General features: G+C 66.1%; 22 protein-coding genes and 2 riboswitches. Of the genes, 13 read left to right on the top strand and 9 right to left on the bottom strand.

The genetic code is table 11. The features are described from left to right. Positions 1 to 10: 10 nt before the first annotated feature. Entirely contained in the window at positions 11 to 787 is a 777-nt protein-coding gene (locus QFZ30_RS03200; protein WP_307073421.1) for an IclR family transcriptional regulator, read from the top strand. Between the two features lie 32 nt (positions 788 to 819). On the opposite strand, the gene QFZ30_RS03195 is transcribed toward QFZ30_RS03200, so the two are convergent. From QFZ30_RS03195 to QFZ30_RS03185, 3 genes are all read right to left on the bottom strand, one after another. Next, positions 820 to 1,620: an IclR family transcriptional regulator gene (locus tag QFZ30_RS03195; RefSeq protein WP_307073419.1), complete on the bottom strand. Its 801-nt coding sequence runs from the start codon at positions 1,618 to 1,620 to the stop codon at positions 820 to 822. 56 nt (positions 1,621 to 1,676) lie between these two features. Beyond that, positions 1,677 to 3,113: an amino acid permease gene (locus QFZ30_RS03190; protein ID WP_307073416.1), complete on the bottom strand. Its 1,437-nt coding sequence runs from the start codon at positions 3,111 to 3,113 to the stop codon at positions 1,677 to 1,679. Positions 3,114 to 3,262: 149 nt separating this feature from the next. Further along, positions 3,263 to 3,931 carry a class I SAM-dependent methyltransferase gene (locus QFZ30_RS03185; RefSeq protein ID WP_307073415.1) on the bottom strand — a complete coding sequence of 223 codons (669 nt, stop codon included), beginning with the start codon at positions 3,929 to 3,931 and terminating at the stop codon, positions 3,263 to 3,265. A 294-nt stretch (positions 3,932 to 4,225) separates the two neighbouring features. Between QFZ30_RS03185 and QFZ30_RS03180 the strand changes: the two genes are divergently transcribed. The 7 genes from QFZ30_RS03180 (at position 4,226) to QFZ30_RS03150 (ending at position 11,899) form a co-directional block, all read left to right on the top strand. Then, positions 4,226 to 4,483: a hypothetical protein gene (locus tag QFZ30_RS03180; RefSeq protein WP_307073413.1), complete on the top strand. Its 258-nt coding sequence runs from the start codon at positions 4,226 to 4,228 to the stop codon at positions 4,481 to 4,483. A gap of 460 nt (positions 4,484 to 4,943) precedes the next feature. Further along, positions 4,944 to 6,926, top strand: a complete 1,983-nt coding sequence (locus QFZ30_RS03175; protein WP_307073410.1) for an amino acid transporter — start codon at positions 4,944 to 4,946, stop codon at positions 6,924 to 6,926. Between the two features lie 19 nt (positions 6,927 to 6,945). After that, entirely contained in the window at positions 6,946 to 8,370 is a 1,425-nt protein-coding gene (locus tag QFZ30_RS03170; RefSeq protein ID WP_307073407.1) for a TrkH family potassium uptake protein, read from the top strand. 167 nt (positions 8,371 to 8,537) lie between these two features. After that, positions 8,538 to 9,398 (top strand): phosphatase PAP2 family protein, encoded by an 861-nt coding sequence (locus QFZ30_RS03165; RefSeq protein WP_307073405.1) that lies wholly within the window; start codon positions 8,538 to 8,540, stop codon positions 9,396 to 9,398. A gap of 62 nt (positions 9,399 to 9,460) precedes the next feature. Further along, entirely contained in the window at positions 9,461 to 10,720 is a 1,260-nt protein-coding gene (locus QFZ30_RS03160) for an APC family permease (RefSeq protein ID WP_307073402.1), read from the top strand. A 52-nt stretch (positions 10,721 to 10,772) separates the two neighbouring features. Beyond that, on the top strand, positions 10,773 to 11,099 hold the full coding sequence (locus tag QFZ30_RS03155; protein ID WP_307073401.1) for an ArsR/SmtB family transcription factor: 327 nt from the start codon (positions 10,773 to 10,775) through the stop codon (positions 11,097 to 11,099). Beyond that, positions 11,096 to 11,899 carry a cation diffusion facilitator family transporter gene (locus QFZ30_RS03150; protein WP_307073399.1) on the top strand — a complete coding sequence of 268 codons (804 nt, stop codon included), beginning with the start codon at positions 11,096 to 11,098 and terminating at the stop codon, positions 11,897 to 11,899. The genes QFZ30_RS03155 and QFZ30_RS03150 overlap by 4 nt, the downstream gene beginning before the upstream one ends. A 46-nt stretch (positions 11,900 to 11,945) precedes the next feature. Here the strand turns inward: QFZ30_RS03150 and QFZ30_RS03145 are convergent, their stop codons facing one another. The 3 genes from QFZ30_RS03145 to QFZ30_RS03135 form a co-directional block, all read right to left on the bottom strand. After that, entirely contained in the window at positions 11,946 to 12,737 is a 792-nt protein-coding gene (locus QFZ30_RS03145) for a M23 family metallopeptidase (RefSeq protein ID WP_307073397.1), read from the bottom strand. Positions 12,738 to 12,740: 3 nt separating this feature from the next. Beyond that, a riboswitch (cyclic di-AMP (ydaO/yuaA leader) is annotated at positions 12,741 to 12,918 on the bottom strand. A 272-nt stretch (positions 12,919 to 13,190) separates the two neighbouring features. After that, a complete protein-coding gene (locus QFZ30_RS03140) occupies positions 13,191 to 13,934 on the bottom strand; it encodes an NlpC/P60 family protein (protein WP_307073395.1) in 744 nt (247 codons plus the stop codon). A gap of 3 nt (positions 13,935 to 13,937) precedes the next feature. Beyond that, positions 13,938 to 14,133: riboswitch (cyclic di-AMP (ydaO/yuaA leader) on the bottom strand. 156 nt (positions 14,134 to 14,289) lie between these two features. Continuing rightward, positions 14,290 to 15,039 (bottom strand): PAS and ANTAR domain-containing protein, encoded by a 750-nt coding sequence (locus tag QFZ30_RS03135; RefSeq protein WP_307073393.1) that lies wholly within the window; start codon positions 15,037 to 15,039, stop codon positions 14,290 to 14,292. Between the two features lie 194 nt (positions 15,040 to 15,233). On the opposite strand from QFZ30_RS03135, the gene QFZ30_RS03130 reads away from it, so the two are divergent. Both QFZ30_RS03130 and QFZ30_RS03125 read left to right on the top strand, forming a co-directional pair. After that, positions 15,234 to 15,878: an arsenate reductase/protein-tyrosine-phosphatase family protein gene (locus QFZ30_RS03130; protein WP_373462879.1), complete on the top strand. Its 645-nt coding sequence runs from the start codon at positions 15,234 to 15,236 to the stop codon at positions 15,876 to 15,878. A gap of 147 nt (positions 15,879 to 16,025) precedes the next feature. Next, positions 16,026 to 17,123, top strand: coding sequence for an LCP family protein (locus QFZ30_RS03125; RefSeq protein ID WP_307073389.1), 1,098 nt, complete (start codon positions 16,026 to 16,028; stop codon positions 17,121 to 17,123). Here the strand turns inward: QFZ30_RS03125 and QFZ30_RS03120 are convergent. After that, positions 17,077 to 18,069, bottom strand: coding sequence for an acyltransferase family protein (locus tag QFZ30_RS03120; RefSeq protein ID WP_307073387.1), 993 nt, complete (start codon positions 18,067 to 18,069; stop codon positions 17,077 to 17,079). The genes QFZ30_RS03125 and QFZ30_RS03120 overlap by 47 nt on opposite strands. Beyond that, a complete protein-coding gene (locus QFZ30_RS03115) occupies positions 18,018 to 19,721 on the bottom strand; it encodes a non-ribosomal peptide synthetase (RefSeq protein WP_307073386.1) in 1,704 nt (567 codons plus the stop codon). Before QFZ30_RS03115 ends, QFZ30_RS03120 begins: the two co-directional genes overlap by 52 nt. Before the next feature lie 158 nt (positions 19,722 to 19,879). Here QFZ30_RS03115 and QFZ30_RS03110 point away from each other — a divergent pair, with 158 nt between their 5' ends. The 3 genes from QFZ30_RS03110 to QFZ30_RS03100 all read left to right on the top strand — a co-directional run bounded on the left by QFZ30_RS03110 (position 19,880) and on the right by QFZ30_RS03100 (position 23,416). Continuing rightward, positions 19,880 to 21,550: an alkaline phosphatase D family protein gene (locus tag QFZ30_RS03110; RefSeq protein WP_307073385.1), complete on the top strand. Its 1,671-nt coding sequence runs from the start codon at positions 19,880 to 19,882 to the stop codon at positions 21,548 to 21,550. A gap of 149 nt (positions 21,551 to 21,699) precedes the next feature. Next, positions 21,700 to 22,461 (top strand): histidine phosphatase family protein, encoded by a 762-nt coding sequence (locus QFZ30_RS03105; protein ID WP_307073381.1) that lies wholly within the window; start codon positions 21,700 to 21,702, stop codon positions 22,459 to 22,461. An 85-nt stretch (positions 22,462 to 22,546) separates the two neighbouring features. Beyond that, positions 22,547 to 23,416 carry an NAD(P)H-hydrate dehydratase gene (locus QFZ30_RS03100; RefSeq protein ID WP_307080017.1) on the top strand — a complete coding sequence of 290 codons (870 nt, stop codon included), beginning with the start codon at positions 22,547 to 22,549 and terminating at the stop codon, positions 23,414 to 23,416. A 211-nt stretch (positions 23,417 to 23,627) separates the two neighbouring features. On the opposite strand, the gene QFZ30_RS03095 is transcribed toward QFZ30_RS03100, so the two are convergent. Further along, positions 23,628 to 24,050, bottom strand: a complete 423-nt coding sequence (locus tag QFZ30_RS03095) for an Hsp20/alpha crystallin family protein (RefSeq protein WP_307073379.1) — start codon at positions 24,048 to 24,050, stop codon at positions 23,628 to 23,630. Positions 24,051 to 24,255: the final 205 nt, after the last annotated feature.

Below are 24,255 nucleotides of genomic sequence, written 5' to 3'. Positions count from 1 at the left end.
AATCGGATCCATGTCTAAGACGTCCAGCATGGGCCGGGGAATCATGGCTGTCCTGGCGGTGGGCTCCCGCAATGCCGACGGCATGCCTGGTGGAACGGTGGCCGATATAGCAGCCGATCTCGGCAAGGACCGCAGCCAGGTTTCGCGCAGCCTGCGGGCCGCCCAGCAGGAGGGGTTCCTGGCACGGAGAGAGCATCGGTCCTACACCCTGGACTGGTCGCTCCTGACCGACGCGCAGCTATTGACAGAGCAACGGCTGCAGACAGACGGTGCGACCGCGTTGGAAGGGTTGGCCGGTGAAACCGATGAGGGATGCTTCCTTGGAGTTCTGAGCGGAGACAGCACGGTCACCGTCGGTGAGCGCGTTCCGGCCAGCAGCAACATGGTCGGATCCTGGCTGGGCCGCCCCTACCCGGCATACTGCAGCGACGCCGGCCAGGCACTGCTGTGGGAAGCGTCCGACGACGAGGTCCGGACCATTTTCTCCGACGTCGCCTTCGTGCGTCATGGCCCCAATACACCCGCTGACGTGGAGGACTTCCTGTCACGACTGCGCGCGGCCCGGGAACGGGGGTACTCCATCGTGGACGAGGAAGCCGAGCCGGGATTGTATTCCCTGGCCGTTCCGGTCAGGGACTTCAAGGGCGACGTGGTGGCCGGGCTGCAGGTGGTAGGCGCCAAGACCCGCCTGGAGCCGCGGCTGGAGGTCTGCGCCACGGCTCTGGTGTCATGGGGAAAGTGGCTTGAGTCGACGCTGGGTCACGCCCCGCCACAGAACCGGCTCTAGCCGGCCGCGCCCTTCCGGCCGACGTCGTCCTTCTAGCCAGCAACGCCCTTCCGCCCGGCGTCGTCCCGCGCGCGTCCTTCGCGCGTCCCCAGCCGTGCGGCTGCTGCCGTGAGGGCGGCTGCAATGTCATCGGTGCTGGACGTGATCCCGGCTCTGCTACCCAGGACGCTGAGCCCGGCAAAAATGGAGCCGTCGGCCCTGCGGACGGGAACGGCCAGCTCATAGACTTCATGCTCGAATTCTTCCTCCGCAAGAATGAAGCCCCGTGCCCTGTCCCGGTCCATCAGTTCGACGACTTCCTGTGGCGAATGGGCAGCCCCCGGACCGCCCACGCCGATGAAGTTAACGTCCTCAAGGAGGGCTTGAACGGCTGGCCTCCCGTCGTCCCACAGCAACGCCCGGCCAGACCCTGTGCACCATACGGGTGTCACCATGCCGGGTTTAACGAAGCTGCCGGGAAGCGCGTCATTGCTGGAGGCCCGCAGGAGAATGACGCGGAAGCCCTCGCGGACGGAGACCCTGGACCTAAGGCCAAAAGAAGCCACCAAAGCCTCAAGTTCGGTCCTGGATTCACGGACCCAGCCGGTATTCAACGCTGCGGCCAGGCTGAAAAAACGTTGTCCGGTCCGGAATGGGCCGCGTTCCACACGTTCCAGCAGTCCCAGTTCACACAATTCCTGGGTCAGCCGGGAGACACGGCTTTGTTCCATCTCCAGCTCGGCTGCGAGCTGGGAAACGCCGAGAAGCCGCCTCCCCCGCTTCTCCCGGTCTGCGACAAGCCGAACAATTCGAAGTCCTTGGGCCATGGACGACGCTTCCGAGGAAGAATCCACGCTCCATGCTCCTTCCGCTCGACAACTACGCCATTCTCACACGCCTGCACCGTTGATCAGGGCGAGGTTTCCTGGCGCTTGCGTCCGTACTTGAAGTAGAAGAAGGCGTAGCAGGCGCCAACAAAAGTCAGTCCGAAATAGAGGGCCGCTACCTGGTTGGGGTCAAAGGCGATGCCCACCAGCGAAATGAGACAAAGCGAAAAGGCCAGAATCGGCACGAGCGGGAACAGCGGGGCCCTGTAGGGAAGGGCAGCAACATCGCCGCCGTTCCTGACGAAGGATCTCCGGTGGAAAAAGTGCGAGGCGGTGATGGACATCCAGACTCCGACGACGGCGAATCCTGCCACCGAAACGAGCGCCAGGTACACAGTTTCTGGCGCCACGACGCTGCTGATGAGTGATGCCAGGCCGCCCAGCATGCTGACGGAGAGCGCGACCATCGGGATGCCGCGTCGGGTCAGCTTCTTCAACACCCGGGGGGCGTGCCCTTCGTCGGCAAGGGAGTAAAGCATGCGGGCGCAGGAGAAAAGACCGCTGTTCCCTGCGGAGAGGAGCGCGGTGATGATGACGAAGTTCATGATGTCGGCGGCGAAGGGAATACCGATGGATGAGAAGACCGTCACGAAGGGGCTTTCATCAAGTCCCACCTGCTCAAACGGGATGGTAGCGGCGATGACAGCGATGGCCCCGACGAAGAAGATCAGCAGGCGGATGACTGTGGTGCGCATGGCTTTGGGGATGCTGGTGGCGGGATCAGTTGTCTCGCCCGCTGCCACGCCGATGAGTTCAGAGCCGGAGAACGCGTAGAACACTGCAAGTGCGGTGACGAGGACACCGGTGAAGCCGTTGGGGAAGAAACCGCTGGAGGTGTTGAAGTTCTCAAACATCAAGGGGTGGTTGGCCCCCTCGCTGAGCGGGTGGAAGCCGAACAGCGCCGCGCCACCGAAAACAATCAGGACTATGATGGCGCCGACCTTGGCGATGGCAAACCAGAACTCGGATTCGCCGAAGAACTTCGATGAAACTGCGTTGAGGCCGAAGAGCACCGCGGCGAAGATGACGCACCAGATCCAGACGTCAACGCCCGGGAACCAGCGCTGCATCAGGAGACCTGAAGCGGTGAACTCCGATCCTATGGCCACTGCCCAGCAGAGCCAGTAGAGCCAGGCCGTGGTGAACCCGGTGGCCGGCCCGATCGACCTCGCCGCGTAGATATGGAAGGCGCCTGAGACCGGGTAAGCAATGGCAAGTTCGCCGAGGCAGGCCATCACCAGATACACAACAAAGGCGCCAATGAGATAGGCGATGACCGCACCCAGCGGCCCGGCCTGGGAAATGGTGTAGCCCGAGCTCAGGAACAGTCCGGATCCGATCACCCCGCCCATGGCGATCATGACCAGATGCCGTGGCCCCATGGACCGCCGGAGCCCGGAATCGGTCGCCGTGGGAGTCACTGGCTGTGGTTCCAGCCGGACAGGTGATAGAGGTTCCATGGTTTCTCCCAGGTGAGTGGACAGGTCCTGATGCGACGGGTGCGCCCGGCGCCCGACGGATGAGACAAGCCGCCTTGAGCTGTGCAGCAACGGTAGGGATGAAAGTAACACGAAACACGATTTTGGTCATTAAGAACATTTCATCATGCCTATGTGGAACGTAACATCTCCGGTCGGCTCGCGTGGCCCAAGATGTGGGCAACCGGTGGGACCAGTGGGTGGACGGCGAAGCCGAAACGCCGGCTGTCCCGGAGCGTGAGCCCGGCTGCGGTGATGGCACTGAGGGTGTCCCGGTTCGGATGGCAGCCACCGGCGATCCGCCCCCATGCCGGCGTGAGCAGGTCCTCCGCCTTGGCAAGCAGGCGGTGCCGGGACCGTACATGCTCGTAGAAGGCCAGGGTTCCGCCGGGGCGCAGGACGCGGTGGATTTCCGCCAGGACGGCAGCCTGGTCCGCGACGCTGCACAGGACCAGGCTTGTGACCACGGCGTCCGCGCTGGCGTCCGCGGCCGGAATCTGCTCCGCCGCCGCGGCCAGGACCGTCACGGGCACCGGGGCGGAGGCTGCATTTTCCTGGGCCCGGGCTCTAAGGAAGTCTTCCGGTTCCAGGGCCAGTACCTGCGTGACGGCGTCGGGGTACAGCCCGAACGCCGATCCGTCACCCGCACCGATCTCGATGACGGTTCCGTGAAGCGGAGCCAGCAAAGTGCGCCGGTGGTCGGTGCCCCCGCGGCGGTTCATGCCTTCGACGGCGGAGGCGTAGGCGCGCGCGAAGCGGGGATGCTGCAGCCGGGAGAGCCCGCCCTCATCCGTACCCATGCCGCTCCTTAGTGATGTCCGGCCGAGTCCGCCTTATCCCATGCTCCCTCCTCCCGTGTTTTTGTCCAGATAATGGCCCTTGAGAGATATTTACCGGCCCATTATCTGGACAAAAACTCGGGGGGACGGACGGACAGGATGATTGATGCAGACGCACTCGCAAATCTCGCGGCAGAAATGAACGCCGACATCTCGGGCGAGACCCCTCAAGCACTTCGACCTGTAGATTATCCATAAAGGTGCGGGCCACTTCATCGGACCGACCTGCCGACAGCCGCCTGCCGAAGGAGCGCCATGACTGACACCCACATTGAACAGTTCCTCTCCCAGGCTGTGACTGAGGAACGTGATGTCGAATCCGGCCTGGACGCCGATGAGCTCTACGGGTTGTACACGAGTTGGTGCCTGATCAATCTGGTGGAGCCCGAAGCGCCCGAGGTGCTGTGGGCTGCCTTGAAAGGCCACCACATCAGCCCCGGCCAAAACCACCTGACCATGAAGGGGCCCGCGGCCGCCGACTACATCATTGCCAGCGCACCCGATCTGGACTGAGGGACCGGCGGCGGACTGGATGGCATCACGCGATGTGGGGGACACCGCTGGCTCGGCCGTCGCCGGTCTGGCTCCAATCTACGCCTGAGGTTACTGACGCGTCAGTTCATTGCGTGGCAGGCCATTGACATCCGCCATCGCCAATATCAACCACGACCGAGAATGTCAGGGTGCCTGCTGGATCGTGCTGCCGGCAAGCATGTCGGACGCCGCCGTCGAGCGTCCCATAGCCCGGATTCTTGCCATCCCAGCGGACAGGATGCGTCAACGAAAAATGAGAACCGCCGGGCCAACAATATTTGCGTCACTTAGATGAGACAGGTCCTTTCGGAGCAGGCGTTAAGAACGCGTTAAGATCCCGGATTTGGACGCGAATGGCCCTCCGCCCGGTGCTAGGCTCCGTTGGTTGTTCGACCAGATCCCCGCGCCAAAACCCTGTGCGGTACAGAGAGATACGCCATTGACTGCACCCGCCCAGTTCTGCATTCCCGCCAGCGTTCCCAACCCCGAGCGCGACGCCGTACCAGGGAACGCACTGACCAGGTGGCTGCTGGAGCACAAAGTGCACCAGCCGTCGGGGCCGGAAGCGCCGGAGGCCGGCGCCCACCAGCACAGCTGGTGGAAGGTCATGTGCCTGACCGGCGTGGACTACTTCTCCACCCTGTCCTACCTGCCCGGCATCGCCGCACTCGCGGCCGGGGCACTGTCCCCGCTCGCCACCCTCCTGATCGTTGCCCTGACCTTGCTGGGCATGCTGCCCATGTACAGGCGGGTGGCCCACGAAAGCCCGCACGGGCAGGGCTCGGTGGCAATGCTGGAGAACCTGCTGTCGTTCTGGAAGGGCAAGATCTTTGTGCTCATCCTGCTCGGGTTCGTGGCCACGTCCTGGATTATCACCATCACCCTCTCCGCCGCAGACGCCTCGGTCCACATGCTGGAAAACCCCTATCTGCCTCCCTTCCTTCACGGCCAGGCTGTCCCCATCACTGTGGTGCTGCTCCTGATCCTGGGCGGCGTGTTCCTCCTCGGGTTCTCCGAGGCCGTGAAGGTAGCCATCCCTCTGGTGGCCATCTTCCTGCTGCTGAACGCCGTCATCATCGGGGCAGGAATTTACGACGCCGTCACCCAGCCGGGTGCCATGTCCGCCTGGACCGCTGCCCTCACCTCTTTCGGAGGCGGCCTGGGCAACATCGCCGGACCTGCCCTCCTGGCGTTCCCGCTGCTGGTCCTGGGGCTTTCCGGCTTCGAAACGGGCGTCAGCATGATGCCCCTGGTGGCCTCACAGGGCGCCACCCCGGAGGAACGTCTGGCCTCAAAGATCAAAAACACCCGCAATCTCCTCACCGCCGCGGCCCTGATCATGAGTGTCTACCTCCTGGGCAGCAGCTTCGTCACTACGGTGCTGATCCCCGCCGAAGCGTTCCGGGAAGGCGGCGAGGCCAACGGCCGGGCCCTGGCCTACCTGGCCCATGGGCTCCTGGGTGACGGCTTCGGTTCCGTCTACGACGTCAGCAGCATCCTGATCCTCTGGTTCGCCGGCGCCTCAGCAATGGCGGGGCTGATCAACATCGTGCCCCGCTACCTTCCCTCCTACGGCATGGCACCGGACTGGTCCCGCGCTGTGCGGCCGGTGGTGCTGGTGTATACGGCCATCAGCATCCTGATCACCATCGGCTTCAATGCCGATGTCAACGCCCAGGCCGGAGCCTATGCCACCGGCATCCTGGCCATGATGGTCTCCGGTGCGGTGGCCGTCAGCATCTCCGCGGCGCGCAAGAAGCGGCGCGGGGCCGCCGTCGGCTTCTCCGTAGTGACCTTTATCCTGCTGTATGCCCTGGCGGCCAACGCCATTGAAAAGCCCGACGGACTTGCCATCTCCGGATTCTTCATCCTGGGGATCGTGGTGGTCTCCCTGGTCTCCCGCGTCAGCCGCACCACCGAACTCCGCGTGGACAAGATCGAATTCGATGACGAAGCACGCCGCTTCATCACGGACACGATTGAGTTCGACGGGCGGATCAACCTCATCGCCAACCGCCCCCAGGCCCGGGATGCGGCGGAATATGCGAACAAAGAGGCCGTGCAGCGGGAAAACAACCCCGTTCCCGGCACTGCCGACGTCATTTTCCTGGAAATCGACGTCACCGACCCTTCTGGCTTCAGCGACGTCCTGGACGTCCGGGGAGTCGAGGTGGACGGGCACCGCGTGCTGCGCGCTGACAGCCCGGCCGCCCCCAACGCCATCGCTGCGATCCTCCTCGCCCTGCGCGACGCCACCGGAGTCCGGCCCCACGCCTATTTCGAATGGGCCGAAGGCAACCCGCTGGCCCACCTCATGCGCTATCTCCTGCTGGGCCGCGGCGACACTGCACCTGTGGTCCGCGAGATCATCCGGGAAAACGAGCCGGATCCGGACCGCCGCCCCGGCATCCACGTCGGTTGACCGCGGAGAGGACAGTCCGATGAAGGCAGCCGGTGCCGCATCCGTCCCGGAGCAAAGAGCTCAGCGGTGGAAGGGCAAGCGAGCCAAGGACAGCAGGGACAACGCCATCAAGCGCGCCCTCTCGCACCCCGTCCGGTCTGTCCCGCTGGCGTTCCTCGCCGTCATCATCCTGGGGGCCGCGGTGCTGATGCTGCCGCTGGCGCGCACCGGCAGCGAGCCCGGCGCCGACCCCCTGATGGCTGCGCTCTTCACCTCGGTTTCGGCGGTCTGCGTGACCGGACTGATCACCGTGGACACGGCCACCTACTGGACGCCGTTCGGCCAGGCGGTAATCATGGCGCTGATCCAGGTGGGCGGGTTTGGCATCATGACCCTGGCCACCCTCCTGGCATTGCTCGTGCGCAAAAGCATCGGACTCCGGGGCCAGCTGGTGGCGCAGTCCGAGACCCACACCCTGAACCTGGGCGACGTCCGCGCTGTGCTGCTCCGGGTGGCAAAGCTCATGATCGGCTTCGAGGCCGCCACCGCCGTGATCCTGACCGGACGCTTCTGGATTGCGTACGACCAGAACCCCGCGACGGCGCTCTGGCACGGAGCGTTCCACGCGGTCTCCTCCTTCAACAACGCCGGCTTTGCCCTCTACAGCGACAACCTCATTGGCTTCGCCGAGGACCCCTGGATTATCGCCCCGATCTGCGCTGCCATCATCGCCGGCGGCCTGGGGTTCCCGGTGGTCATCCAGCTCCTCAGGGGCGAGACCAATGCCAAAAACTGGAGCGTCCACCTCCGCCTGACCATTTACGGAACGCTGGTGCTCCTGGCCGCCGGCATCACACTGTTCGCTGCGTTCGAATGGAACCGAGACGAGACCCTAGGGCCCCTCTCCCTCACCGGGAAGCTGCTGGGATCCCTGGCCGGCGGCGTTTTTCCGCGTACAGCCGGCTTCAACAGCATCGATTACGCCGCCGCCTCGCCGGAGACACTCATGGTCACCAACATCCTGATGTTCATCGGCGGAGGCAGCGCCGGTACGGCAGGCGGCATCAAGATCACCACGTTCCTGGTGCTGGGCTTCTCCATCTGGAATGAGGTCCGCGGCCGCGAGGAGGTAACCATCGCCCACCGTTCCATCAGCTCCTCGTCACAGCGCCAGGCCCTCTCCGTGGCACTCCTGGGCGTCGCCGCGGTGGTTATTGGCACGCTGCTGTTGCTTGCTTTCACGGACTACAGCCTGGAAAAGGTGCTGTTCGAATCCATCTCCGCGTTCGCCACGGTGGGAATGAGTACCGGCATCACGTACAACCTCCCGCCGTCGGCCGAATGGGTGCTGATGGCCCTCATGTTCACGGGGCGCATCGGAACCGTGGCCGTGGCCTCTGCGCTGGCCCTGTCCTCACGCCCGCGGCTGTACCGGCTGCCGGAGGAACGTCCGATCATCGGGTAACGCGGCGTGCACCAGCACGCCGAACAGGAGATCCGATCCCGGGGCTGCGCGCACACGCCCAGCCTAACCGTAAAATACGGCCTTACCTCTGCCGCCGAACCGCCAAAAGGAAGTACGCTTATTATCTCGCTGACCCAGCCCGGCGGGACGCGCTGACGATTGGACCCATGATGGCCGAAGAACTCAGAGACCCACCCGAAAAAGGGGTAACGGGCGAACTCCAGCAGGACCGGGCCATCGGAGACAAAGACCTCACGCGGGGGCACACCCGTGCCGGTCGGTTCCTGGCCGACACCCTCCAGCGCATCAGCCGGAGGCTTGGCCCCAACGGGGCGCTGATACTGAGCCTTCTGGCGGGCGCCCTGATCGCAGCAACCCTGACGTACCTGTTCGCGAATGTCTACGATGCGGTCACCAGGGACAATGGCGTCTCCGGACTCGACCATCCGGTCCTTGACGCAGCCCAAAGTGTCCGGTCGCCTGCCCTGGACGCGATGGTGACGGCGTACACCAACATAGGCGGCGGCGTCGGGATGCCCGTTATTGCCGTGACCGCGCTCGTCATCCTGGGTCTCCGCCGCCGGTCCTGGACCCCTGTCATCCTCGTCGCGGTCGCGGGCCTCGGCTCCATGCTGATGATCACTGCAGGGAAACAGCTCGTCGGCCGGTCACGCCCCGAGCATATCGACGCTGTCCCGCCGTTTGAGTTTTCGGCTGCCTTTCCCAGTGGCCACGCCCTCGGTTCGGTGGTGGTTGCCGGAATCGTGGCCTACCTGGTGATCCTCCGCCGAAAGACCGCCTGGGGCCGTTTTTGGACCGTCGCCGTCGCTTCCCTCTTTGCCGTCAGCATGGGCCTGAGCCGGGTTTACCTGGGACATCACTGGCTGACCGATGTCCTGGGCGCCTGGGCTCTGGGCGGAGCCTGGCTGGTCCTGGTCATCACAGTGCACCGCACGTACCTCACGGTCCGCGAACGAAGGTCCGCACCGGGCCGGCTCAAGCTCCAAGCTTCCCGTCGCAATCGCTAGAGTTAGGACGGTTGTGGCCAGTTGATGGCCTTGGTCCTGAAGTTAGCGAAGGGTTTCCGCCGTTGAGCAACCATCCGGTTCTGGCCCGCAGGCTGAATACGTTTGACGCGGTGGTGATCGGCCTCGGGTCAATGATCGGCGCAGGCGTCTTTGCCGCCTTCACCCCGGCCGCCCAGGCGGCCGGGTCCGGGCTGCTGATCGGCCTGGTGGCCGCCGCCGCAGTGGCCTACTGCAATGCCACCGCATCGGCGCAGCTTGCCGCAGAGTACCCCACCTCCGGCGGCACCTACGTCTATGGCCGGGAGCGGCTGGGCCCGTGGCCCGGGTTCCTGGCCGGGTGGGGCTTTGTGATCGGAAAGACCGCCAGCAGTGCGGCCATGGCCTTGACGTTCGCCGCCTACGCCGCACCTCCGGGCTGGGAGCGGCCCGTTGCCATCACCGCGGTCATCCTGCTGGCAGCGGTGAACTACCGCGGAGTGACACGCACGGCTGCGCTGACCAGGATCATTGTGGTTGCCGTGCTGGCGGCGCTGGCCGTCGTCGTCGCCGCCTGCTGGGCGCCCGGTTCCGCCGACCCGCAGAACCTGTTCGACGGCGGCCTCCTCGCCCACGGCTGGTACGGCGTGCTGCAGTCCGCCGGCCTGCTTTTCTTCGCCTTCGCCGGCTACGCGCGCATCGCCACCATGGGCGAAGAAGTCATTAACCCACGCAAGACGATCCCCCGCGCCATTGTGATCGCGCTCGGGATCGCGGTGGTTGTCTATGCGGTCATCGCGGTGAGTATCCTGTCAGTCCTCGGCCCGGACGACATCGCCGGCAACCCGGCGCCGCTGGCTGCCGCGGTGAGCGCAGGGTGGGACTGGGCTTCCCCCGTTGTCAGGGTGGGCGCCGCACTGGCGTCCCTGGGGGCACTGCTGGCCCTGATTGCGGGCCTGGGCCGCACCACCCTGGCAATGGCCAGGGAAGCGGACCTCCCCCGCTGGCTCTCCGCCGTCCATCCCCGGTTCAAGGTCCCGCACCGGGCCGAAATGGTCCTGGCGGCCGTGGTCTGCCTCATCATCAGCGTTGCCGACCTCCGCGGTGCGATCGGATTCTCGTCATTCGGTGTCCTGATCTATTACCTGGTCGCCAACCTGGCTGCGTACACCCAGACCGCTCGAAACCGGCGCTATCCCAAAGCCCTTCAAGTGGCCGGGGCCATCGCCTGCGTGGCCTTGGTGGCCACCTTGCCCGTCGAGTCCGTCGTTGCCGGCCTGGTGATGTTTGCCGCCGGCATCCTCTACCGCGCCGTGCGCCTCCGGAGCGCCGCAAAGGGTTCCTGACGGTTGCTGCCCAGCTTGCCCTACAGTACATCCGTCGATGTACTATTGAGCCATGGAGACCCTGACGCACGCCCCAGTGCTCGCGAGGTTCGGCTACGCAGTCTCGGACCCCACGCGCGCCCGCATCCTGCTGGCGCTGGCGGACGGGCCTTCCTACCCTTCCGATCTGGCCGATTCCCTGGGCGTGTCACGGCAGAGCATGTCCAATCACCTGACGTGCCTGCGGGGCTGTGGCCTGGTGGTGGCTGTTCCGGACGGCCGGCGGACCCGGTATGAGCTGGCAGACGCCCGGCTGGGCCACGCCATCAGGGACCTTCTCGGCGTTGTCCTGGCCGTAGACCCGGCCTGCTGTGCCCCGGACGGGACGTGCGTGGCATGACAGCCACCCTAGGGTTGGCACCCGTCGCGCAGCGCCGTGCAGTCCTGAGCCGCCGCATCCGGCTGTTCGCTGCCGCGACCATCACCTACAACGTCATCGAGGCCCTCGTGGCGCTGTGGGCGGGGACTGTGGCGGACTCCTCTGCGCTGATCGGCTTCGGCCTGGACTCGGTGATCGAGGTTGCCTCCGCCGTCGCCCTGTCCTGGCAGTTCTCCGCCAAGGATCCGGAACGGCGCGAACACGTGACCCTGCGGCTCATCGCGTTCTCCTTCTTCACCCTGGCCCTTTTCGTCACCGTGGATTCGGTCCGTTCCCTGACCGGCGGCGGCGAAGCGCAGCACTCCACCCCGGGCATTGTGATCGCAGCCCTGAGCCTGGCCGTTATGCCGGTCCTGTCCTGGCTGCAGCGCCGCGCCGGCCGGGAGCTCGGCTCCAAAACCGCGGTGGCCGATTCCAAGCAGACGCTGCTGTGCACCTACCTCTCAGCAGTCCTGCTGGCCGGCCTGCTGCTGAACAGCGCGCTGGGGTGGTGGTGGGCCGATGCCGGCGCCGCACTGGTCATCGCCGCAATCGCCGTCCGGGAAGGCGTCAGCGCCTGGAAAGGCGACGTCTGCTGCGCAGTCCCCCACGCCGCCGTCGAGAAGGACGAGGCAGCAGCCGAGGCCCGCGTAAAGGACGATCCAAAAGCCGAGGCGGGAGCCGATGCCGGCTGCTGCGACGCTTGCGGCTCAGAAGACCCTCGCGGATCAGAACCTGGACCCCAGAATCTGGCCTTGCCCATTATCCGCCGGGAAAGCTGAGCCGCGCGCCGGAGGCTGGATGCTCCGGAACCTCAGCTGCTGCTGGTCACATCCAGCTCTGCGGATCGACGGCCTGGTCGTTGGAGAGCACCTCGAAGTGCAGGTGGCAGCCGGTGGAGCTTCCGGTCGTTCCTGCTGCGGCCAGGCGGTGGCCGGTGTTGAGGGCTGCCCCCACAGTCGTCTCGATAGAGGAGAGGTGGTTGTAGGTGCTTTTCAGACCGTTGCCGTGGTCCACCACTATCCGGTTCCCTCCGCCGTAGGCGTGCCATCCGGCCTCCACCACGGTGCCGGAACCGGCAGCGAGCACCTCAGTCCCGCACGGCGCCACCAGGTCAAGTCCGGTGTGGAGTTCCCCGGTTCCGCCGGTGATCGGACTAAACCGCAGGCCGAACGGTGAACTGACGGACATGCTGGCCAGCGGAGCGCTGAGCCTGGCCGGCGGGACGGCGGCTGCCGGGGCCGGTTCCTGCGGTGCGGCGGCGGCTGCCGGCTCGACTTCCAGGGCAGCTTCGGCAGGAGCAGTGTCCACTTGCGACCGGTCAAAGGCGATAGCCGCTTCGGCGGGGGCCTGGGCAGGGGGCCCGCCCGCGGCCTGCTGCACTGTGGCAGCCGGGAAGGGGCCAGTAACAGTCATGTCGGCGTGTGCTGCCGTGATTCCGGCGCCAACCAGCAAAGCCGCACCGATTGTTGCTGCGAACGGAAGATGCTGGCGCAGTCCTGCGTCGGATTGGGCGGTTCGGGGGCCGAGACGGTGCCGGAGTGCGGCGAAGGTGGAGCGGCGGGTGGTGGCTGGCGCCGGGTTACGGCGGCGGCGGGCGCGGGCAGACGAAAATGGCAAAGGGGATCCTTTCGGGCGCCGGCGAAGTTAGCTGTCGGGTTCGGGTCAAGGAATAAAGCCCGGCCGGTGCACCTCTGACCGCTTCACGAGCGTCAAAAAAGTTCCGGCCTCACCCCAAAGGCAGGATTGGCTGCCAACATTGGGTTCTCCGCCCCCGCCTAAAAAGAGTTGTAGTCTGAGGCCGCCGGCGGGGCTGGGCGTACGGGCTCAAGAGGCGTTAATACAGAAACGCCTGTATTCAACACTACCGCAGATAGCGGAATCGTTATAATTCTGTGATTAAACCAACAGAAACCGGATCAGCGGGCTCGGCCCCGAAGGTCGATGCTGGCACCGATGCCGGCTGCTGCGAAGGCTGCGGGTCCGGGACCGGGTCAGCGTTAAAGCAGTGATGGCCGGCTGTTCGGCGCCCCCAAGGCGCCGAACAGCCGGCCATCGATTGTGCTTGGCTTCTTAGGCTCCTGCGCGGACGAACGTGACGGAACCTTGGGCTGTCAGCCAGGACAGGGGGTGGACGGCCGTTTGGTTCCCGTTAATGCCTGAACTGATGACCTGCCCGTCACCGGCGTAGATGGCGACGTGGCCGGACTGGACCACCATGTCTCCCGGCTGCGGGTCGCTGACCACTGAGCCGTGGTTCATGAACTGCATCGGGGCGAGGTCACCGACGGGGATCCCCGCGGCGCCCAGGGCCTTTTCCACCAGTGCAGTGCAGTCCTGGGTCATGCCGATCTGCGCATAGGCGGCAGAAAGCATGGTGGCATTGACGCTCCCGGCCGGAGCTGCAACCGGGGCGGCGGCAGCAGCCTGGACCGAGATTGTGGCTTTCGCCGGTGCGGCGGCAGGGGCCGCTTCCACAGGAGCAGCCTCGACTGGTGGTTCGACGACGGGGGCCGGCGCAGTGCTGACAGCCGGGCGTTCGTAGGAAATGGTGACCGCTGAGTCGGCACTGAACTGTGCCGGCCCCTGGCTCGAGACTTCCAGGTTCGACGTCGGTTCCGCGTCCCGCTGCTGGGGCGCTTCCGCCGCCTGGGCGGCGACGCCGCTGGTCAGCACCAGGCCCGAGGCGGCCGCAAGGACGGCTGCCTGGCGGCCCAGGCCGCCGGCGCGGCCGGTGACGGTCCGGGAAGGCCCGGTGGATGGACGGGTGGGCATGACGGACGCGCGGTGGCGTCCCAGGTTCTTGCGTGAAGACATGACGAAGCCTCTCCCAATGCCTGCGAGGTGAGCTGTCGGATTCGGATGGGAGACACCCGGCCGCAAGTCCTGCACTAATGCAGGAAGCGCGGCTTCACCCCAAGGCCTGCGAAAGGCAGGCCATAATTGGGTTCCCCGTCTCTGCCTGACGAAATACGAAGGGTTCCCAAGCAGCGGCAGAGTTAGGCAAATCTGCTCAGGAGTGCCTCATTCGGAGAAATCGGCACTCTTTCGAAGGTACGGGAAAGCCCGAGCCTTGTCACATTTCGATAACGGCGGAACTCCCCTAGAGCACAGCCCTGACCTTGACTCCAATGCCCCAGGCAACCCTCTGACGCGGTTCGCGGCCGGCAGGCTATCCGGGACTGCCGGGCCTGGCGTTCACGCGTCCGCCGCGTCCCGCCGCTGGATGGGCCGCCGGGTGATGGGCGCGGCCAGGCTTCCGCTGAGGTGCAAGAGCGAAGGCCTGCAGTGCCCGGATTGCCGGATCGAGCAGCTCGGAGGCCTTCGGTCCGTCTGCCAACTGCACAAGATCTGCCGCCACAACGCATACTTTGAGGTTCCTGCGGCTGCTGTAGTCCACCAGCAACTGAAAGGCCTGTTCGGAGCCAATCAGCAGCCGGCCCATCAGAATGCCGCGTGCCTGGTCAATGACGGTGCGGGTGGCAGTGGCTCCGGCCACGGCGTCGCGGGCAATCTTTTCCGTCTCCCGCCGCAGTGTGAGGGTCAGGTCTACCATCACACCGTCAACGGCGCTCACCTGCCCGGACCCATCGAGAATTCCTTCCCCGGCGGTCAGCACCTGGTGGACGCGCCCACGGGCATCAATGATCCGGTGATAGATGGAGAAGTAACCCCCTACCCGGCACACCTCGTCAAGGATTTCCTGCGTGCGCTTCCTGTCATCCGGATGTTTGTGGGCAAGTATCAGCTCAACCGTGGGCACCACCTCGCCGCGCTCATAACCGTGCAGCAGGAAGAGCCCATCGGACCACTCCATCTTCTGCCGAGCCTTATCAAGACGGAACGAGCCGGCAGGGCATTCGCCGTCGCCCACGGCACTGGAATACGTAAAGGGGCCGCTCAACTCTGACAAACTTGGCACCTCCGACGATCCTCCAGGGCCCACTGCGGGCCATGTTTCCCAAGTATGGGGAGAACCCTGAGCCCTTGTAAGGCTTCCGGCACACGACGGCGGGAAACCGCATTGGCGGCAGCGGCACCTTCGCGTGTTAAGTTGAAAGGTGCGGATCGGACCCGGTCCTGCGCACACCGGCTGGAAAGAGTTGCTCCTTGGAATTGCCCGCACCTACCTCCGCACCAGTGCAAATCCTGACTGTCTGCACCGGAAACATCTGCCGCTCCCCCGTGGCCGAACGGCTGCTGCATGCGGGGCTGGACCAGGTGGTGCCCGGCGGATTTGTGGTGAGCAGTGCAGGGACCCGGGCCATGGTGGGCGACCCCATGCAGCCGGCGTCGGCAGACATTGTGCGCACCTTCGGCGGCAACCCTGACCATTTCGTTGCCCGCCAGTTGACCGGCAATATCCTTCGCGGCGTGGACCTTGTGCTCACCATGACCTCCGGCCACCGCGGAGAGGTGCTCCAGCTGGATGCCTCGCTGCTGAAGCGCACGTTCACCATCCGTGAATTCGCCCGGACGCTTGACGTCCTGGACGGACGTGCCGCCGAGTCTGCTGCCGAGGCTGCCGCGGCGGACGCTGCTGGCGCAGGCGATCCGCTGGCAGCCAATACCGCCTTCTGGCGCGGCCTGCCGGCCCGCGCGGCCTCGGTCCGCCACCTGTCCCTGCCGGCGGACTCCTCCGAGAACGACATCATCGACCCCTACCGCCGCGGACCTGAAACCTACAGTCAGATGGAAGACGAACTCGCCCCCGCAATCGTCTCCATCCTTCGCCATGCGCGGCTGAACGTTCCCGCCTGAGCCGGACCGCCGTCGTCGACCTTTTCGTTGTGGTTAGTGCGGGTTTTCTGCGGATTTCCGCGATGTTCGGCCCCAGTCCAACGACACGCTGGTGACTGGGTAGCGGCAAACGGGTTCCAAGGCGGACACTGATGCCATGGAGACACCATGAGCGCCCCCACCGGCCCTGAACCTTCCGCCCCGGCACCGCCGCCGGACGCGGCGGCAGTACGACGACGGCGCCTGATTGCCGCGGTACTGACGCTTGTGCTGGTGGCCGGGGTGGCCGTGGCCGCCATGCTCTTCCGGCCGGTGGACACCGTGCCAAGCGCCGCCACCCAGAGCCCGACGGAAACCGCGGCTCCCACGCCGACTCCGACGCCCGAACCCCCACCGGCACCCGCCCCTCCCCCGCCTCCGGAGCCCATCGCGGAGCTTCCGCCGGTGGCCATGAACGTCCTGGTGATCGGCAGCGACAGCCGCGGCAACGCCCGCGATCAGGCCGCCCACACAGCCGCCACGGCCGAATCTCAAGACCACCGCTCGGACGCCCTCATGCTGGTCCATGTCCCGGCCGACCGCCGCACCGTCCAGGTCATCTCCATGATGCGCGACCTGTGGGTGAACATCCCGGGCTACGGCGGCGCCAAGATCAACACCAGCCTGCAGGTGGGCGGAATACCGATGGTGGTGCGGACGGTGGAGTCACTGCTCGGTACGCACGTGGACCACACAGTCATGCTGGATTTCGCCGGTTTCAAGACACTCACGGACGCACTTGGCGGGATCGATGTGGATGTCCCCCTGCCGTTCCAATCCACGCACGACACGCAGCACGTCTTCACCCCGGGCGTGAACCACCTGGACGGCCAGGCGGCGCTCGAATTCGTCCGCGAACGCTATGCGTTCATCGAGGGCGACTACCAGCGGGTCCGTAACCAGCAGACGTACCTGCGTGCCGTGCTGGCCAGGCTCACCGGCGGGGGCGCCTTGAACGATGTCAATGTTGTCCGCAGCCTGGTGGACATGGCGGGACCATTCCTCACCGTGAACCAGGGCTTCGATGCCGTGTCGGTGGCAATCCTCGCCTACGGCCTCCGCAACATCGACCCCAACGCGTGCACCTTCTTCACCCTGCCCACGGCCGGCATTGGCACCGTGGGCGGGGCGTCAGTGGTGCTCCCCGACTACGGCGGGATCGGCGCCGTCGCCGCCGCGCTCAACGAGGGCCGACTGGCCGAGTACGCAGCTGCCGCCGGGCTCTGAAACCGGCTCCGAACCCGCCCGTGAGCCGGGCCTTGAACCCGTCCCTGAACCGGCCCGCCGGTCTGCGTCTGAACCGGCTCGTGAAGCGGCCTGCGGCGCCCATCAGACGCATGGACACCGCCCAATAAGCTACCCCCACGGCGAGCGACAGGGCCACGGCCAGGACTGGGTGGTTCTCCTTTAAGTCGGGGAACACAACCCAGTGCGTGACGTAGGCGTAGAGCGACGCGCTGGCAAGGACGGCGATCAGGCGGTGGAGGAGGGCGGGCACCGGAAGAGCCGGCAACCACGCGAGCACCAGGATTCCTGCAACGATGGTTGCCTCGCGCCAGGGCTCGCCAAAGTAGCCGGGCAGCGCCAATGCCGCAATGACGGACAGCGCCAGCCGCTGGGGAACAGTGCGGGCCCGCGCGATGGCCCAGCCAAGGGCAAACAGCCAGAGGACCGGCCGGGTGTGCAGGATGTCCACGCCCACCAGTCCATAGCGGGCCAGCAGCCCCACAGCAATGAGCGCGACGGGAAAGGCGAGCGGGAACCGACGCTCTGTCCGGTGGACCCAGGGGATGGCCAGAAGCGCCATCATGGCCACCAGCACGTACACCAGCACCTCCACGAACCAGAAATGCCAGGCGTCGGTCCAGCCCACCGGCCCGATCATCGTGTTGAGCAGCAACACGTTGGCCGGCGTGTAGTTGAACTTGTCCGTCACGAGCATCACCGCCCCGATGAACGCCACAGTGGGCACCACCACCCGCGCCAGGCTGCGGAGTTGGCGCCGCAGCCGCGGCATCCTGTCGCCGCCCAGCTGGAAGCGCGCGAAGTTGTAGCCGGCCAGGGCCATCAGCACGTGGGCGGTGCCCGGCCACCTGATGAGGTCCACATGGGTGCTGATGATCACCACAATGGCGGCGGCGCGGAGCACAATGCTGGTCTCCAGCGGCGCCAAGAGCCGCCATCGTCTGTGACGTGGGCCCGCGCCCGGGCCGCAAGGTCCCGGACAGGCGTCACGTGCCAGTCCGGCGGCAGGTGGCCCAAGGCTTTTTCCAGCCTTACGGATGCGGCGACGTAGGACAGCGAGTCGCCCCCGAGGGAGACGAACGTGTCGTCGTCGCCGATGTCCGAAAGTTCGAGCGCATCGGCGAAGATCCTGCGGACGTCCTCCGGCACTGCAGGGATCGCAGCCGTGGATGCGGGCGTTGCGCCGGCTTCGGGTTCCGGCTTGGCCAGGGCGAGGACGGCCGGGTAGTCGGTCTTGCCCGTGGCCAGCCGTGGCAGGCGTTCGACGGCGTGCACTTCCACCGCCGCCCGCGGGAGCCCCAGGGTCTGGGAGAGCATCTTGGCCAGGAGGCGTCCGTCGTGGCTGCCCTCGACGGCGGCCACCAGCTTCTGGTCCGTTCCGGCGCAGGCCGCATGCAGGCCGAGCTTCTGGAGGGTCTTCTCCACCTGCCCGAGGTCGATGCGAAGGCCCACGATCTTGACGAACCGGCTTCTCCGGCCCACAACCTCGTACAGTCCGGAATCGTGCCGGCGGGCGAGGTCGCCGGTGCGCAGCTCATGGATGGTGCGGCCGGCGGCGAGGTCGGCCGGGGTTGAGGCGTAGCCAAGCATAACGTTGGGTCCGGTGTAAACCAGTTCCCCGTTCTCCAGCCCGGGCACGGGATCGATGCGGAAGTCCCCGCCGGGCACCGGGATCCCGATGGTTTCCGGGTGGGCCGCGGCCAGGTGCGGGGGAAGGTAGGCCATCCTTGCGGTGGCCTCCGTCTGGCCATACATGACGAACAGCTCCCAGCCTTGGCTGCGTCCATGTTCGGCGTAACGGATCACCGTCCCCGCGTCCAGCCTGCCCCCGGCCTGGGTCACGTACCGCAGGTCCGGCAGCTCCATGTCCGTGAACCGGACACGGTCCAGCAGCTCGAAGGTGTACGGCACGGCCGCGAAAGACGTCGCCCGGCGGTTGCGGAAGAGTTCCCAGAAACAGGGATCCACCACCGACAGCTCCGTGAGCACAATCCCGGCACCACGGAGCAGGTGGCTGTTGATCACCGACAGCCCGTAACAGTAGTACATGGGAAGCGTGGTGGCGGCACGGTCATCTTCATCGATGTTCAGGTACTCCGCGATGGCCTCGGCGTTGGACTGCACATTTTGCTGCGACAGCCGGACCAGTTTGGGGGAACCGGTGGAACCGGACGTGCTGAGCAGGAGGGCGAGGTCCGGGTGCAGCTCGTGGTGCGTGCCTGGGCGCACCTCCTCAAGCAGCGGACCCCCGTCCTTCGGGGTCCCGGGCCTGACGATGACATCCGGATCGTACGCGGAGACCAGCGATTCCACGGCAGCTGGATTGCCGGCCGGAGCGAGGATCAGCGGGTGTCCGGAAGCCAATGCGGCAAGATACGCCACGAGGGAGTCCACACTGTTGTCTGCTGCGAGCACCACGAGGCGGCGGACCATGCCCAGGCGCGCGGCGAAGGAGCCCACACGGTCGGCGAGCTCCTGGTAAGAGAGCATCCGGCCTCCGGTCAGGACGGCGGGACGGTCTCCGTGGCGGGCGAGCTCGGCGGCAAAGGCCACCCCCGCGAGTTCTAGGGACGAATTCACTGCGTCACTGTAAAGGAAAGGCTAACCTAACAACAACTCGAATAACTGGCCCCGTACCGGCATGACGCCGTTTCACAACAGCATCAATTAATCCGGGGCATGCCCAGCGTTCATCCGAGGGCAACTGGGTGTGAACGCGGCACGGGCACGGTGGAAGCATGACTGACATTTCACGCCGCACCATTGTCAAGGGTTCCGTCCTCGCAGCAGCGCTGGCCGCGGCGCCGGCAGCAGCCCACGCCTCTCCCGCACGCACCGGGATCCCCCTGGTCCGGAACCGGCTCACCCTGCCCAGCGGCATCGCCACCGGGGACGTCACCTCCGATTCGGCAGTGCTCTGGTCCCGCGCCTCCGGAACTGGCCGAATGTCGGCCGTCATCCGTGCCGTGGATGCCGGCGGCGAGGTCCTGCGCGGACGCGGCGCCTTCGAACGCACCCTCCACGGCCCCCGCGCCACCCAGGCGTCGGACTTCACGGCCAAGATCCACGCGGACAGGCTCCCCGCCAACACCCGCTTCGCGCTGGAGATCAGCTTCGAGGACGACGGCGGCTCGGCCGGCGAGACCGTCAAGGGGACCTTCCGCACGGCCCCCGACGCCGGTGGTAACGACGCCGGCCGCGGCAGCGGCGAGGGGCGCACCGGCGGTGACCTGCCGCCGTCGTCCGCTCAAAGCTTTGTGTGGACCGGCGACACCGCCGGGCAGGGCTGGGGGATCAACGAGGAGATCGGCGGGATGCGCGGTTACCGCGCCATGCACACCACCCGGCCGGACTTCTTCATCCACTCGGGCGACACCATCTACGCTGACGGCCCTCTCGCCGAAACCGTGGTGGAGAAGGATGGGCAGGTGTGGCGCAACCTGGTCACCGAGGAGGTCTCCAAGGTGGCCGAGACCCTTACCGAATTCCGCGGGCGGCACCACTACAACTCCCTGGACGCCAACATGCGCGCCATGTTCGCTGACGTCCCCGTGATCGCCAACTGGGACGACCACGAAACCACCAACAACTGGTACCCCGGCGAGATCCTGACCGACCCCCGCTACACCGTCACCGACGTCAACACCCTGGCGGCCCGCGGCCGCCAGGCGTGGCAGGAGAACATGCCCATCGCCGACAGCGCGGCGCTGTGGCGCCCCGGAACGTTCGACCGCGCAGGCCAGTACCAGCCGGCCCGCATCTACCGGAAGATCGCCCGCGGCCCGCAACTGGACATCTTCTGCCTGGACATGCGCACCTTCAAGTCACCCAACACGGACGGCAAGGAACCCTACGCCACCTCCATCCTGGGCCAGGAGCAGACGGACTGGCTGATCCGCGAAGTGTCCAAGTCCAAAGCCACTTGGAAGGTCATTGCCGCGGACCTGCCGCTGGGCATCATCGTCCCGGACGGCGCGGTGAACCAGGAGAGCCTGGCCAACCGGGACAACGGTGCACCGCTGGGCCGGGAGCTGGAGATCGCCGGTGTACTGAGCGCCTTCAAACGGAACCGCGTGAAGAACGTGGTGTGGCTGACGGCGGACGTCCACTACTGCGCCGCGCACCACTACTCCCCCGAGCGCGCGGCGTTCACGGACTTCGACCCATTCTGGGAGTTCGTGGCCGGGCCCATCGCTGCGGGTTCGTTCGGGCCCAACGCCATGGACGGCACGTTCGGTCCCGAGGTGGTGTTCTCCAAGGCGGGCCGCTTCGCCGGCGAATCACCGCGCGACGGCGAGAACCAGTTCTTCGGCCACATCCAGCTTGGCGAGGATGACACTTTCACGGCCAGCCTGCGCAACGCCAACGGTGCTGTGGTGTTTACCAAGGTCCTCGCCCCGGAGCGGTAGGTCCGGACAGTTCCTTACCCACGTGGGATGGCCCGCCGTCGTCCGTTATTTTCTTCCCCCGGTGGGTACGCGGCTAGTAGCATCTCTGTTTTGGCAGGGGTGGACTGCGGGCAACTCGGGCGGGGTGAAGTCTCTTGGAAAACGATGGAATGACGCAGGCAGTCCGGCAAGCCGGCGCGGTTGAACTGATCCTGATCCGCCACGGCGAGAGCCAGGGCAATGTGGCAGCCTCCGAGGCGCAGCTGGCCGGGGCGGAGGTGATCACCGTTCCGGCCCGGGACGCCGACGTCACGCTGTCCCGCACCGGGCACGAACAGGCGCTCGCCCTGGGCAGGGCACTTTCCTCGTATTCTGCGGAGTTGCGGCCGGACGCCGTGGTGTCCTCACCATACGTCCGTGCCCGCCAGACAGCTGAAGTCGCCGTCGACACCGCCGGCTGGCCGGTTGACGTCCGCACCGACGAAAGGCTGCGGGACCGCGAGCTGGGCATCCTGGACATGCTCACGTGGCAAGGCGTCGAACAGAGGCTCCCAGAGGAAGCCGAACGGCGGCGCTGGCTGGGCAAGTTCTACTACCGGCCGCCCGGGGGTGAGTCGTGGGCCGATGTGGCGCTCCGGCTGCGCTCAGTGCTGAGCGAGCTGAACAGCCTGGGCATGGGGCACCGCGTGATGCTGGTGTGCCACGACGCCGTAATCCTGCTCTTCCGGTACATCCTTGAAGGCATGACGGAACGGGAGGTGCTGGACATCGCGGCCAGCACCTCGGTGCTGAATGCCTCCATCACCAGGTATGTGCGTCCCGAAGGACAGGGTCCGTGGACCCTGGAGAGTTTCAACCAGGCGGACCACCTCACGGAACAGGGTGTGGAAGTGACCGAGCACGCGGGAGATGCCAGTGTCCACCCGCGCTGAGGATGCCGCTGGCTCCGGGTCTGGCGGCTCAGGGTCTGGCGGTTCCGGGTCTGGCGGCTCCGGAACGACGCCGGTCACGCCATCCCTGCTGCGCGACTGGCCGCTCCCCTCCGCCGGCGGGGATAAGTACTCGCGCGGCACGGTCCTTGTTGTTGGAGGTGCCAGGACCACTCCCGGCGCGGTTCTGCTTGCCGGCACTGCGGCACTACGCGCCGGGGCTGGCAAGCTCTCGCTGGCGGTGGCCGAATCGGTGGCCGTGCAGCTGGCAGTTGCGCTCCCGGAGGCGGGGGTCACCGGACTCCCTGAGACACCGGACGGATCGGTGCGGGCCTCCGGCCTGGAACGGGTTTCCTCCGATCTGGACAGTGCCGACGTTGTGCTGGTGGGCCCCGGCCTGGACAACCTTGACCTCGCCGAAGAACTGCTCCGGGAGCTCCTCCGGCAGGATGCCGGGGACTCCGACGGCGGCGGTCCCGCGGTTGTCCTGGACGCGTATGCCCTGGGCTGCCTGCCCAAGCTGCGGGACGTGCTGGAGCCTTGGATGGGGAGGCTGATCCTCACACCGAACCCCACAGAGGCAGGAATCCTGTTGGGCCGGGACGTGGGCGAACTGAAATCTGACGTGAGCGCCATCGCGGCCGAATACCAGGCCGTGGTGAGCTGCCAGGGCATCATTGCCCGCCCGCCCGGGGGCCAGGCGCCCGAGGACGCGGAGCTTTGGGAAATCACCACCGGTTACGGCGGCCTGGGCACCTCCGGCAGCGGGGACGTCCTGGCCGGGGCCATCGCCGGACTCCGTGCACGGGGAGCCAGTGATGCCCAGGCAGCCTGCTGGGGCTCACATCTGCACGCCGCGGCTGCTGACCGGCTGGCCAGCAGGCTGGGACCGCTGGGCTTCCTGGCGCGCGAACTGGCCGATGAGCTGCCAGCCCTGATGATGGAGCTGAATCCCTAGCCTGACATTCCTGAGCCACCCCTCCTGAGGTGTCTTTCCGGCGCCCTGCGCGGACGTAGGGATGGCCCCCGGCAATGCCGGAGGCCACCGTTTCGGGAGGAACAGTCGCTCGCTGCCGGTGCGCTGTATAGCGCTGTGGCGTGCACAAAATGGCTAACCGCCCAAAAAGGCAGCCAACAAAGGCGTCCGGACCTCCCGGTCCTCTGAGAAACTAGGCGGCTATCTCGTGCCGTGCCTCCTTGGTTTCTATCTCGATTTTACGCGGCTTGGCCCTCTCTGTGACAGGGATACGCAAAGTCAGGACGCCGCCGTCGTACGTTGCCTTGACGTTCTCAACATCCAGCGTGTCCCCCAGGATCAGCTGGCGGCTGAAGACGCCGCGCGGCCGCTCCGAGGCGATCATCTCCGTATCGTTCCCCACCGGATCCGGCCGCTCGGCCCTCACCGTCAGGACGTTCCGTTCCACATCCAGGTCAACCGAATCCGCATTTACACCAGGCAGATCAAAGGCCACCACGAACTCCTGGTCCTCCCGCCACGCATCCATGGGCATTGCTGCCGGACGCGCTGCCGTGCCGAGGACCTGCTGGGCCAGCCTGTCCAGCTCGCGGAACGGATCGGTTCGCATTAACATGGCTTCCCTCCTCGTAAGAGACGGTCCAACTCATTTCCACACCAGCCGATCTATATCGGCTGATATAGATTTTTTAGCACTGGCGGGTGCAGCTTGCAAGGGGTTCAAGGCGCATTTTTCCGCTGTTTTTCCGGGCCGGGAGCCGGATCCACGCCACCACCACTAACCTTTCCCGCCTCGCTCCGGCTATCCACCAGGACCTGCC

This window comes from Arthrobacter pascens, assembly GCF_030815585.1.
Lineage (GTDB): Bacteria > Actinomycetota > Actinomycetes > Actinomycetales > Micrococcaceae > Arthrobacter > Arthrobacter pascens_A.
Note: the sequence above shows the minus strand (reverse complement) of the source record. Positions and strands in the feature narration are given on the sequence as shown.